Consider the following 12,692-nt stretch of genomic DNA (forward strand, 5'->3'; position numbering starts at 1 on the left):
TGATAAGGGATTTTATATGAGGTTTATACAGATAGTTTTGTTTTTGTTTTTAATTTCTTGCAGCAAAGATGAAGACACAGTTACCGTTGTGGAGCAAGAAGGTCCACCAGCAACCAATTTAGTTCCCAGTAATTTCAGTATTATTGATATTGTCTTCGATGGGAAGGTAGCTACTATTGATTGGGAAGATGCCATAGATGGGGATACAGATGAAGTGTATTATAAACTTTATGTAGACAATGCCTTGATTGATGAATATACACAGTCGATTGCAACGGTAGAATTACAGTACAATTCAAGTTACAATGTTAGAATTATAGCCACAGATAGAAATGGTGGGACTGTTGAAACAAATAAGGAAATCGATTCCCCGAATAGTAAAATTTTATTCTTTCAGGAATCAAATGGTATCACGAACGCTTTGGATTTATATACCCGAAAACCATTGTGGAAAAAAAAGGGATTTGCAGCAGAAACATTCTCGGTTTACCAAAATGTAATTTATTCCACAGTCAATAATGGATTTGAAGGATTGGATATATTAACTGGCGAAACGATTTTTACTCCTAATCTTCCAAGTTTGAATAATAAAAGTACTCATCACATCCTTGTAGACGATATGAATATATACGCGCTAGCAGTAGATGCTGATATGCACTGCGTCAACCGAATAACAGGAGAAGAATTATGGGAGGTAAGTTTGTTTAGTTATCATGCCCCACCAGCTATGGATGAAAGTAGGGTATTTGTATCGTCCAGAAATAATGGACATATAAAAGCAGTTAATAAATTAACGGGTAATGTAGACTGGAGGAGAGAGGTAGATTTTTCAAACGGTAGTGTAGCGCCACGGATTTACACAAACCCTTTAATATCAGGTGAGGATATTTACTATGGAGACAACCTCGGCCGATTCTATTCCGTAAATAAAAATACAGGAGAGAAAAATTGGACTGTCAATGGTTTTAATTCGTTTTCACCTTCTCCTGCTTCCTATGAAGAAAACATAATTGTAGGGACTTATAATGATCTCTTTTCTTACAAAAAAAGTAATGGCAATAGAAATTGGATCTATAGGTCTTCGGGGTCTTTTCAATCTTCCCCTTTTGTTAATGATGGTAAAGTATATATTGGAGTGTCTAAAACAATAGGAGGGGAATTAGTCTGCTTGAATGCAGATACTGGAAAACTAATTTGGCAATTCGAGCTAGGTAGCGTAACAACCACTTCTCCAGTGGTTTATAATAATATAGTCTATATGGGAGATTGGAGTAACAAAGTTTACGCCATAAATGCCGATACTGGTGTTCTCGAATGGACAATAAATACGGACGAATCCGTAATGCAGTCCTTTACCATTGTGATTGGAAATGGGGATAACGTAATCTATCCGTCTTCCCATGGTTTAAGCAATTGATTTTCGAATTTTAAATATCATGATAAAAAGAATTATTTTTAGCTTTATATGTATCGTTTTGTTTTCTTCCTGTAATAAAGAAGAGCCAGAAATAATTACGGTTTATGAGCCCTATGAATCAGAACCATTAAGTACAGAGAATTTAATAACTTCATTTAATTTGGTGATCAATGGTGAAAAGATCACTGGAGCCATAGATCAAACTACGAGGCTAATTACTTTTGAAACGGAAGGTGCGGATATCAAAGCTTTAATTCCGGAAATTGAATACTCAAATAATGCAACTATTTCACCCGCTCCAGGTCTTGTTCAGAATTTTGAAGATGAGGTTGTTTACACTGTCATAGCAGAAAATGGAGATCCAAATGTATACCGAGTAGTTATTAATAATAGACCTTTAAGCGACTCCAATGAAATTCTATCTTTTAAATTCAATTTAAATGGTGAATCCATTAATGCCAGAATAGATAATGAATTAAAGGAGATTAAATTTGAAACAGGTTCTATGGACATTAGTAATATTATGCCTACAATAGAAATTTCAAAATATGCAACCATATCTCCAGAAAGTGGAACAGTTCAAGATTTTAATAGTCTTAAAACGTTTATTGTAACAGCGGAAAACGGGGATCAAGTTGAATACGATATTGTTATTAATGAACCTATAATCACCAGGTGTCATGCCGTAGCTGGTATTTTTAGTAATTCACCTATGTTATTGTATGCAGGAACAGAAATGGTTGTTGGAGGGAATTTTATAAATATAAATAGAGAAAATACTCAAATATATCTCTTTGATGGTCAGAATAGCTATCCAATTAGTATAACTAAAGAGGAGCAAAGCGAAAATAATTTCCTGATAAATTATCTTTATTATTTCACGATACCAAGTACTATTCCTTCAGGCTCTAATTATAAAATAGTTTACGAGATGAATGGTCAAAAAATGGAGTATGAAGTTCAAATGGATATTCTTTCGGAAAATGTTCCAAAATTACTTTCGCTAAATCAAACTATATACGAAAGAGGAGACAGATTGGAATTGACAGGAGAAAACTTACCAGACATGATGGTAATTCCGTCAAATGGATCTCTGTACCTAATTCAACCATCTAGTAGCTACGATTTATTTGTAAATGAGGAAAAGACCTTGTTAACTCTTACCCTAAATAATTATTATTTATTTCCGTCTTACTATGGACGTGAAGGTCACCAAAGAAAAATAACTGTGTTAGGGCCTGGTCGAAGGGTTGGCCCATCAATAACAACAATTTTTGATTAAGTAAATGTCGAGGAAAACTTTTGAATTATCAAATCGGGAAAAGTTTTAAAGCTGTTTTGTCGCAAAATGCCCTTTTAGATTTAAGTACATAGGCTACGGGCCGATGATATCATCATTGGGCAACAGCGCGGCACAGCGCTGGAAATACAATGGCAAGGAGTATGATGGGAGCCTCAATATCAATACCTATGATTTTGGAGCTAGGAATTATGACCCTGCATTGGGCAGGTGGATGAATATTGATCCACTCTCAGAAGATTATCTTAGGCATTCTACTTACAGTTATGTAATGAATAATCCACTAAGTTTTATAGATCCTGATGGGAAATCAATTTTATGGAAGCCGGAAATAAAAGAGAACGGATCTGTTACTTACATTGCAGAAAAAGGAGACAGTGCAAAAACGTTATCCAGTCAATATGGTATCAGTCAAGATAAAGCTGAAGAAATAACAGGAACCACTGGAGATACCAAAATTGCAGAAGGAACAGAAGTTTCTGGACAAGAAGTTAAGGATGCTACTGGAAGTGAGATACTAAGATTAGATTTAATGTCAAAAGAGGGTAAAAGTGAACAACGAAGATTTGATCAATTTGTGTTTGCTAGAGATCATGCTACAACAAAAGGAGAGCATAGTTTCCTCGTATCAAAATATTATTCAAATAGATTTAAGGCTTCAACAAGTAAATGGACAGGGACAGGAACTATAGATGGTACTGCATTTATGAAAATTGATGGAGAAAATATAAAGGTACATTATTCATTCAGACTAGCTGATCCATCATCATACATGAACCCAAATAGAGATGTAAGAATCGGAGTGTCATCAAACCATTCTAGGCAATACCCTAGTCAGGTGATAGGCCCCCTACAGGAAGTCTTAATGTTTCCTAATCTTCATCCTAGAACAGGGGGGCATCAACGATACTCGACAATGGGCGTCCATACAAATAATAGTAATAAATTAGATTCTAGGTTTGATAAGAAGTACCCTCCTTACGAATATTTTAAGACTCCAAAACCGATAAAAAATTAAATATGAATAAATTTTTGATATTACTTATTCTAGCATTTTTTTTAAATAGTTGTAAAACACAAGAAGAAATTATAGAGTTAAAATTAAAAGTATGTGTAAATACTGAGGTACAGAGATTTAGAAGGCTTAATGGGAATTCTAATAGTAAGGATATTTATATTTCTTTACTAGAGATAGAAGATATGCTTATAAAAGAAAACTTCCTTCAAGGAAAAAAGTTAGATAGTTATAAAAGTTTGATAACGAATATACTAGGAGATGTAGAAAACCAAGAAAGTTTGAGAGAAATAATTGAGAGGAACTTCAAAGATCAATTACTTGAATTGACTTATGACCCGACTGTAATTTTGATACAGTGTCCACAAACAATCTTAATAACCGAAAAGAACAAAATTAATTCAACATTGAATCTCCAGTATGAGACTATGAATTGGTTGGCAGCAGAAGAATATAAAAATAAAGAAGCGATAGACCAATTATTCTCTGTAACTAATCCTAAGGATTTTGATAAAATTATATATCGTGTTCCTTTTATATATATCATTCTTATGAATATGCAAGTTTTGAATTAAGAATGCGGAAGGCTATGTGAGCCTGAAGGGCAATGGGGGCTATAAATACGTGTACCAATACAAGGACCACCTGGGCAACGTAAGGCTGTCCTACCAGGATGCGGACGGCAACGGCAGCATAGACCCTGCCAGTGAGATTGTGGAGGAGAGCAATTACTATCCTTTCGGTCTGAAACATATGGGCTACGGGCCGATGACATCATCCTTGGGTAACAGCGTGGCACAGCGCTGGAAATATAACCCCCGCTAGCGCGAGCGTCACGCTCGTGTTGGAAAAGGTAAATACTTATCTAATATTTATCCACACATATAATAACTGGATTTTAACCATACCAATATTATGATACCTTATACTTCGTTAATTGAAAAATGATTTTTAATTCCTTGAAAAAAAATTATAGTTTTGTGTTTAAGATCAAAACGACGCGAAAGTTACCTATTCGGTTACCTGTTTTTGAGACACGTGTATAACTATTTGATATTCAGAAATATATTAAATATAAGTTAGTTCTGTCATCCCGACGAACCTAGAAATAGGTCAAAACAAAACGCTGTTAATCTGCTGATTTTCAGTGGTTTTTTTATGCTTTCTATTTGTGGAAAGTAGTATAAATAAATGTAAACTTTACAACTGATTTCCACCCAAGCACTTCCTCAAGAATTAAAATTAAATACTACAGCCGAACATGGAGTTCAACCTTTGTATAATCCAATGTATCTTGCATCTCGTTGGACTTTTTGAATTTTACCAGTTTCAATTTACCTACAATTCCTTTATCAGCTTAGGTGTTGGCTATAAGGAAGAAAAAGCAACATGTAATAATTAGTCAACTTTTCACAAGTTTATATTTGGAATGTTACACTTCGTACCTACTTATGTTATTCAATTATCGGTTATTGGCTTTTTAGGCTGAAATTCTGGATGCCCAGATTGCCAATAGAAAAATGATAAAATACCTGAAAGAGATTCAATTGCTTGTGATTTTGTATCGCCCATACCGTGCCCTCCTTCAAAATCTGTTAAAAATAAAATAGGTTTATCAGAAGCATTGGCAGCTTGCATTTTAGCAGCAAATTTTGCTGGTTGCCAGGCAATCACGCGAGGATCATTGATACCTGCTGTAATTAGGGTAGCTGGATATTTAGTTCCTTTTTCAAGGTGATGATAAGAATCCATTTCTAAAAGCCCTTTAAATTCATCCGGATCTTTAACAGTACCAAACTCTGGAATATTTACTGGTCCGTTGGGCGAATCTTCTCCTCGGATGGTATTCATGCATCCAACCTCTGGGCAGGCAGCTACAAAAAGGTCTGGACGTTCCGTAATGGCTCTACCTACAAAAATACCGCCTGCGCTGGCAGACCAAATGGAAAGTTTGTCTTTGGAAGTGTACTTTTCTTTAATTAAATACTCTGCCGTTGCAATAGCATCCTTCCATGTGTTGGGTTTGGTAAGTTTTTGTCCTGCCATATGCCATTCATCACCCAATTCTCCACCACCTCTTACATGTGGAACTACCATAATGCCTCCGTGCAGGGTATAAGCAAGGATTACCGGGCTAAAAAATGGATTCATCGATATTCCATAAGCTCCGTAGCCATAAATTACTGCAGGATTTTTTCCATTCATTTTGATTTTTTTGTTGTAAATAATAGAAACGGGAACTTTCACTCCATCGTGAGAGGGGATCATTACTTCTTTTACTGTTAAATCTTTCAATTCAGGATATTTTACTTCGCTTGATAATGGTTCTGCTATAAAAGAATCAATATCAGGGGAGTAGCGGTATCTTTTCTCTGGAGATGTCCATCCACTTATATTTACAAATAAATCTTTTTCCTTACTATCCCAAGCATATAAAGAGGCGTTTCCAGCAGTAAAAGGAAGCTTTAATTCTTTTGTTTCCTTACTTCCGGAAGGCTTAAAGTAAACTTTCGCTTCAACCCCGTTGGAGTTGACAACATAGTACAGTCCACTTTTGTTAACAGCAAAATTTACCAGAACTCCTGTTTTCGGCTGTGGAACTACTTCTTTGGCCATGGAAATAGCTGGGTTTTCCAAGGAAGACTTTAAAATTTTAAAATTCGAAGCGTTTTTAAAGGTTTGATAGTAAATAGCATTCTCTGTCAAAAAGAAATCAGATACTTGGTCCTCTTTCATCGCGAGAGGTTTCCATGGTGTCCCCTTAGACTCTAAAGAACGTTTGGCATAAATTTTATAGCTTTTGTCTACTGTAACCACAATGGCTAAATAGAGCTTCGAATTGTGGTCGTAAAATACAATGGGTATTTCTTTTGGTTCTATATTTAGTTCTGGATTGTTTTCCGCTGAAAAAACATCTTCGTCAATATTGGGATCCGTTCCTAATTTATGAAGTCTCACTTTAGTGTTTGTTTCCCTATTCGCAGCGGTCACATCCGAAGAATTCATGGGAGTATACAAAAAATGCTGACCATCTTCCAACCATGATGGGCCAATGCCCCAAACAGGTTCAATAGTTTGAGAAACTTTCTCTCCCTTAAGGTTTAATACGAACATCTCTCCAGTTTCAGAACCGTTGGGCGCTAGCTCTACAGAAACCAAAGTTCCATCAATATTGGGTGATAGGGATGAAATTGTGTAGGTTAAACCAGAATCCTTTTTATACGATAAAGGATCAAACAAAAACTTTTCTTCCCCTTTATAGCCGTTGCGGTAAAAAAGTTTCCCAGTTTCATCTTCGGGTAGTTGCTTTAAATAAAAATAGTGATTGTTATTCGTAATATTCACATTATATATGTTGGCATCTTTTCTATTTATTAAAGCCAACATTTCATCATTTAATTTTTGCTTCCCTGGGATTTTATTTAATACTGCTTCAGCGTAATTGGCATTATCTTTCATCCAAGAGATAACATTGGGGTCGTTTAAATTTTCTAGATAGCGGTAGTGATCATCAATTTTTTGACCGTAATACTCGTCGGTTACAATCCTTTCAGGAGTGTTTTCTGGTTTAACTGGATCTTGGGCTACGAGAATTGTGCTAACAAATAGGAAGCACCATAAACTGTACTTTTTCATAATTTAATTGTTTGATTGGTTACAAAACAAAAGTGCAAGTCTATGATATTGTAGGAAATGGTTATTTAAAAGTAGTTAAAAATCACATAAGATTGGTTTAGAAACGGGTTGAATTGTATCAATTAACCGATTATAAGGGTTATTCCTTAAGAATGAGGGCTTTTGCTCTTAAGTGAGACCGGATTGGCTACTTACATCCGGTAAATCTCCGATTTAAAAATAATGCAAACAAAAAAACGCTCAAGCAAGCTTGGCGTTTTTTCTTATTGAACTATTAATTCGTGACCTCGGCAGGGTTACAGATCCTTTTCTGTTCCCTTTTGCAAATAGAAAACCTGCAATGCACATGCATTGCTTCTTTTTGTTTTCTCCAAAAGCGTAAACTGAAGTTCCGCTTTTTACATAAAACAAAAAAACCACGTAGTAACGTGGTTTTTTGCTTGTAGTGACCTCGGCAGGATTCAAACCTGCAACCTTCTGAGCCGTAATCAGATGCGCTATTCAGTTGCGCCACGAGGCCGTCGGAACATTGGCTATTCGCTAATGCGGGTGCAAATATAGTATTTTTTATTTAAATGAGTCAAGGGAAATATAAAAATTATAAAAGCTTAATTTTGATTCATGAAAGAACTCATTAAACAACACTTTAACAATCGCTTGGACGATGCTATAATTCAGCATATTGCCAAATTAGGTACATTAAAATCGTTTAAAAAAGATGATATTATTATAGATGTAAATCAGGAGTTAATTTTTGTTCCTTTGGTACTCAAAGGCATCATTAAAGTGTTGAGAGAAGATGAAAATGAAAATGAATTGCTTTTGTATTTTCTAGAAAAAGGAGATACTTGCGCAATGTCTTTAACGTGTTGCCAAAAAAAATCAAAAAGTAAGATTCGCGCTGTTGCCGAAAGTGATGTCCAACTTATCATGATTCCTTTTGAGCAAATGAACGCATGGTTTGCAACTAATAACAGTTGGAGAAACTTCATACTAGAAAGTTACCAAATAAGGTTCAATGAAATGTTGGAAACCATAGATACGTTGGCATTTTTGAAAATGGATGAAAGACTCCATAAATTTTTGATTGATAAATTAAAAGTAAAAGGGGAGAAAACTTTAAAAATTACACATCAAGAAATAGCAGAAAACCTAAATACCTCCCGGGTTGTTATTTCGAGATTATTAAAAAAGCTGGAAAACGAGGGGCTTTTTAAGTTATACCGTAATAAAATTGAAGTTTTAAGCTTTTAATAGCTTTCCGCTTTCTAAGTAACATTTATTACAGAACTTCTCTTTATCAGATGGTAACTTTGCTGTAAATTAAATCAGAATTCAATGGATATTATTTTTGAGTCATGGCCTTGGTACATTTCTGGGCCATTAATTGCGATGGTGATGTCGCTTCTTATTTACTTTGGAAAGACATTTGGGATGTCTTCCAATTTAAGAACATTTTGTTCCATGGCGGGAGCGGGAAAGAAAAGTGAATTCTTCAATTTTAAATGGCAAGATCAAAAGTGGAATTTAATGGTTGTCTTGGGAGCTGTTATTGGCGGTTTCATCGCTCATTTTTTGTTGACAAAGGAAATTGATATTCAGCTAAATCCTATAACGATTGAAAAATTAGAAAGCCTTGGATTCAAGCAAATTGGAAAAAACCTTCTGCCGCCGGAAATTTACAGTTGGGATGCTGTTTTATCATTAAAAGGAATTTTAATTCTTTTAATTGGCGGTTTTTTGGTTGGTTTTGGAACGCGTTATGCGGGAGGCTGTACCTCTGGGCATGCCATTACTGGATTGAGTAATCTGCAAGTACCTTCGCTGATTGCTGTGATTGGCTTTTTTGTTGGCGGACTCCTAATGACACATCTAATCTTACCCTTACTATTTTAAAAATGAAGTATTTAAAGTTTATCATTACAGGAATTATACTCGGAATAGTCTTAGTAAAATCAGAAGCAGTTTCCTGGTACCGTATTTATGAAATGTTTCATTTTGATGCTTTTCACATGTATGGAATTATAGGAAGTGCAGTTTTTACAGGTATCCTTATTTTGCAAATTTTTAAATTCAAGAAAATTAAAACTATAGAAGGAGAAGCGCTTGCTATTCCTAATAAAGAGAAAGGGATTGTTCGTTACTTAATTGGCGGTTCCCTTTTTGGTTTAGGTTGGGCATTGGCAGGTGCTTGCCCGGGCCCCATGTATATTTTAGTGGGTACGGGAGTGTTGTCTATGCTTATCGTTATTGCGGGCGCATTAGCTGGAACTTTTGTTTACGGACTTTTGAAAAACAAACTTCCGCATTAACGAGTGACATATTTGGAAACGGACTTAATGCTGGCACTCGATATATTACTTTTGTCACAAATAGGCTGTGCGAAGTTTAGTATCTTTGCCGTTCAATAAACAACCCATATTAGGTTTAATTGAACTCTACTCAAAATACATGCTAAGATGAAAATAGAACAAATATATACAGGATGTTTGGCTCAAGGAGCTTATTATATTGAATCCGATGGTGAGGCGGCCATTATTGATCCACTGCGGGAATCGGCTCCTTATCTTAAACGTGCAGAAAAAGAAAATACCAAAATCAAATATGTTTTCGAAACTCATTTCCATGCAGATTTTGTGTCGGGACATATCGATTTAGCGGAAAAAACAGGCGCAACTATTGTTTTTGGTCCGAATGCTAAAACCAATTACAGTATTTACCAAGCGAAAGATGGAGAGGAGTTCAAACTGGGGAAAGTGACCATTAAAGTGTTGCACACACCTGGACACACGTTGGAATCTACCACTTATTTATTGAAAGATGAAAATGGTAAAGACCACGCCATTTTTACAGGAGATACATTGTTTCTTGGTGATGTAGGCCGACCTGATTTAGCGATAAAACAAGATATTACGAAAGAAGATCTTGCCGCACTTTTATTTGATTCCCTTCGGAAGAAAATAATGCCTTTAGCGGATGATGTAATTGTTTACCCTGCCCATGGTGCTGGTTCTGCTTGCGGAAAAAACTTGAGTAAAGAAACGGTGGATACCCTGGGGAATCAAAAGAAAACGAATTATGCCTTGCGTGAGGATATGACCAAAGAAGAGTTTGTAGAAGAAGTTTTGGATGGGATTCTTCCGCCACCACAATACTTTTCTAAAAACGCTTTAATGAATAAGGAAGGCTATGAAACTTTTGAAGAAGTACTGGAAAAAGGAGATGTCCCACTTTCACCTGAAAAATTTGAAAAAATCGCAAATAGGGAAGGGGCATTAGTGCTGGATGTACGCACTCAGGATGAATTTTTGAAAGAACATATCCCTAATTCCATTTTTATCGGACTCAATGGCTCGTTTGCACCTTGGGTAGGTGCACTGATAAAGGATTTGAAGCAGCCTATTTTGTTAATTGTTCCTGAAGGAAAATCAGAGGAGGCTGTTACAAGGCTTTCGCGCGTTGGTTACGATAATACATTGGGATATCTGGAAGGTGGTATAGAGAACTGGAAAAAAAGTGGAAAAGAAACCGATAGTATCCGATCCATAAATGTGGAAGAATTTGAAAAAGAATATAAAGACGGATTGGAAATTTTAGATGTAAGAAAGCCCGGAGAATTTGAATCGGAACATTTAGAGAAAGGAAAGTCTTTCCCGTTAGATTTTATTAATGATAACATGAAAGAATTGGATAGCAGCAACGAATATTACATTCATTGTGCTGGGGGGTATCGATCGGCTATTGCTGCGTCAATTTTAAAAGCAAGAGGATTTAAAAATTTAGTGGATATAAAAGGTGGTTACGGTGCGTTGAAGAAAACGAACCTCCCCAAAACCAATTATTCTTGTCCGAATTCTTAATTTAAAACTAAAAAATCCCTGAAAACTCAGGGATTTTTTAGTTTTATGTATTCTTAAAAACGCTTATTTTGAAAAAAAATATTGGAAAAAAAGACCGTCTTGTAAGAGTGTTAATTGCTTTTTTAATCGCTGTATTATTCTATTTTCAAATAATAAACGGCTTACTAGGAGTTTTGTTTTTGGTATTTGCAATTGTTATTTTAGTTCCGTCTTTGTTCCGTTTTAGTATACTTTATAAACTATTTGGGATTGATACTACAAACCTGTGACTTATACAATTTCGGCGCTTAAACCAGCTTGTAAAAGTTTAGAACAACGTGGTTTCAAGTCGTCGTAATCACCAGTTTTTACCGTGCATTTTCCTTTATAATGAACAATTATAGAGCATTGTTCCGCTTGCTCTGGAGTATGGTCGCAAGTGTCCACCAACATATCGATAACGTAATCAAATGTGTTTACATCATCATTGTAAAGAATAATTTCATTCTGTTTTAAAACATCTTCTTCTAGCAATAACTCCTCTGAAATTTTTTCTTTAGTACTCATATTCAGTATTTTGTGCTAATTTAAAAATTTTACGGCAACCCAATGGTTCTTTTCCAGATTTTCAACAAATTTTAACGAAAACGCTTCGCACTTTTCTTGAATCTGCGGAATGTCATCTTTATAAAAACCACTTAATAGAAGTGTTCCTCCTTTATTTAAACAATTTACGTAGGTGGGAATGTCCTCCAGTAGAATATTTCTGTTGATATTGGCAATGATAACATCGTAACTTTTGTTCTTCAGCAACGAAGCATCACCTTCAAATACGGTAATATTGCTACAATCGTTACGTTCTGTATTTTCCACGGAATTTAAATAACACCAATTATCAATATCAATGGCATCAATTTCGGAAGCACCTTCCTTTTCAGCTAAAATGGCCAAAACTCCAGTTCCGCACCCCATATCCAAAACCTTTTTATCGTTTAAATCGGTTTTAAGCAAAAACTGAATCATCATGTGTGTAGTTTCATGGTGCCCCGTGCCAAAACTCATTTTCGGCTCTATGATGATGTCATATTTCGTGTTAGGCTTCTCATGAAAAGGAGCCCTCACTGTGCAAAGACCATCTACTTCAATGGGATGAAAGTTTTTCTCCCATTCGGCATTCCAATTTTGTTGGGCTATTTCTTTAAATTCCGAAGAAATTGTAAAGGCAGGATTGGATAAAATATGAATATCTTCCAAAATATTTTCGTGCCATTCTTCTTTCTGAATGTAGGCTACCAATCCGTCTTCATTTTCCACAAAACTTTCAAAACCTGCAAAGCCCAATTCTGCAATAAGTATTTCGTTGCCTGGCACTAAAGGCTCCACCTTAAATTGGTATTCTAAATATATTTGGTCCATAATTTCATTTTTAAAACAACAGAAGTCGAAATACTGGAAAAATCAGGTATTCGACTTCTGGTATATGAT

The 12,692-nt window shown here is 35.5% G+C and carries 12 protein-coding genes and 1 tRNA gene; 9 read left to right on the forward strand and 4 right to left on the reverse strand.

Annotated elements, in window-relative coordinates:
• Positions 1-16: 16 nt before the first annotated feature.
• The 4 genes from NDQ75_RS07450 (at position 17) to NDQ75_RS07465 (ending at position 4,307) form a co-directional block, all read left to right on the forward strand.
• A complete protein-coding gene (locus NDQ75_RS07450) occupies positions 17-1,417 on the forward strand; it encodes an outer membrane protein assembly factor BamB family protein (protein WP_202026829.1) in 1,401 nt (466 codons plus the stop codon).
• A gap of 19 nt (positions 1,418-1,436) precedes the next feature.
• On the forward strand, positions 1,437-2,699 hold the full coding sequence (locus NDQ75_RS07455) for a DUF5018 domain-containing protein (protein ID WP_202026830.1): 1,263 nt from the start codon (positions 1,437-1,439) through the stop codon (positions 2,697-2,699).
• A gap of 103 nt (positions 2,700-2,802) precedes the next feature.
• Positions 2,803-3,735 carry an RHS repeat-associated core domain-containing protein gene (locus tag NDQ75_RS07460; protein ID WP_202026831.1) on the forward strand — a complete coding sequence of 311 codons (933 nt, stop codon included), beginning with the start codon at positions 2,803-2,805 and terminating at the stop codon, positions 3,733-3,735.
• Positions 3,736-3,737: 2 nt separating this feature from the next.
• Entirely contained in the window at positions 3,738-4,307 is a 570-nt protein-coding gene (locus NDQ75_RS07465; protein ID WP_202026832.1) for a hypothetical protein, read from the forward strand.
• Positions 4,308-5,190: 883 nt separating this feature from the next.
• Here NDQ75_RS07465 and NDQ75_RS07475 read toward each other — a convergent pair.
• Positions 5,191-7,368 carry a prolyl oligopeptidase family serine peptidase gene (locus NDQ75_RS07475; RefSeq protein ID WP_202026833.1) on the reverse strand — a complete coding sequence of 726 codons (2,178 nt, stop codon included), beginning with the start codon at positions 7,366-7,368 and terminating at the stop codon, positions 5,191-5,193.
• A gap of 446 nt (positions 7,369-7,814) precedes the next feature.
• Positions 7,815-7,888: transfer RNA gene (locus NDQ75_RS07480), tRNA-Arg, on the reverse strand.
• A gap of 101 nt (positions 7,889-7,989) precedes the next feature.
• Here NDQ75_RS07480 and NDQ75_RS07485 point away from each other — a divergent pair.
• The 5 genes from NDQ75_RS07485 (at position 7,990) to NDQ75_RS07505 (ending at position 11,497) form a co-directional block, all read left to right on the forward strand.
• Complete coding sequence (locus NDQ75_RS07485; RefSeq protein ID WP_202026834.1) at positions 7,990-8,622, forward strand: Crp/Fnr family transcriptional regulator; 633 nt, start codon at positions 7,990-7,992, stop codon at positions 8,620-8,622.
• An 84-nt stretch (positions 8,623-8,706) separates the two neighbouring features.
• On the forward strand, positions 8,707-9,264 hold the full coding sequence (locus NDQ75_RS07490; RefSeq protein ID WP_202026835.1) for a YeeE/YedE family protein: 558 nt from the start codon (positions 8,707-8,709) through the stop codon (positions 9,262-9,264).
• A 2-nt stretch (positions 9,265-9,266) separates the two neighbouring features.
• Positions 9,267-9,680, forward strand: coding sequence for a DUF6691 family protein (locus tag NDQ75_RS07495; protein ID WP_202026836.1), 414 nt, complete (start codon positions 9,267-9,269; stop codon positions 9,678-9,680).
• Positions 9,681-9,827: 147 nt separating this feature from the next.
• On the forward strand, positions 9,828-11,228 hold the full coding sequence (locus tag NDQ75_RS07500; protein ID WP_202026837.1) for an MBL fold metallo-hydrolase: 1,401 nt from the start codon (positions 9,828-9,830) through the stop codon (positions 11,226-11,228).
• A gap of 68 nt (positions 11,229-11,296) precedes the next feature.
• Positions 11,297-11,497: a YgaP family membrane protein gene (locus NDQ75_RS07505; protein WP_202026838.1), complete on the forward strand. Its 201-nt coding sequence runs from the start codon at positions 11,297-11,299 to the stop codon at positions 11,495-11,497.
• A 1-nt stretch (position 11,498) separates the two neighbouring features.
• On the opposite strand, the gene NDQ75_RS07510 is transcribed toward NDQ75_RS07505, so the two are convergent.
• Together NDQ75_RS07510 and prmA are read right to left on the reverse strand one after the other, a co-directional pair.
• Positions 11,499-11,774, reverse strand: a complete 276-nt coding sequence (locus NDQ75_RS07510) for an ATP-dependent Clp protease adaptor ClpS (RefSeq protein WP_202026839.1) — start codon at positions 11,772-11,774, stop codon at positions 11,499-11,501.
• A 15-nt stretch (positions 11,775-11,789) separates the two neighbouring features.
• A complete protein-coding gene (gene prmA, locus NDQ75_RS07515; RefSeq protein WP_202026840.1) occupies positions 11,790-12,623 on the reverse strand; it encodes a 50S ribosomal protein L11 methyltransferase in 834 nt (277 codons plus the stop codon).
• Positions 12,624-12,692: the final 69 nt, after the last annotated feature.

This window comes from Galbibacter mesophilus (genome assembly GCF_023721415.1).
GTDB lineage: Bacteria > Bacteroidota > Bacteroidia > Flavobacteriales > Flavobacteriaceae > Galbibacter > Galbibacter mesophilus.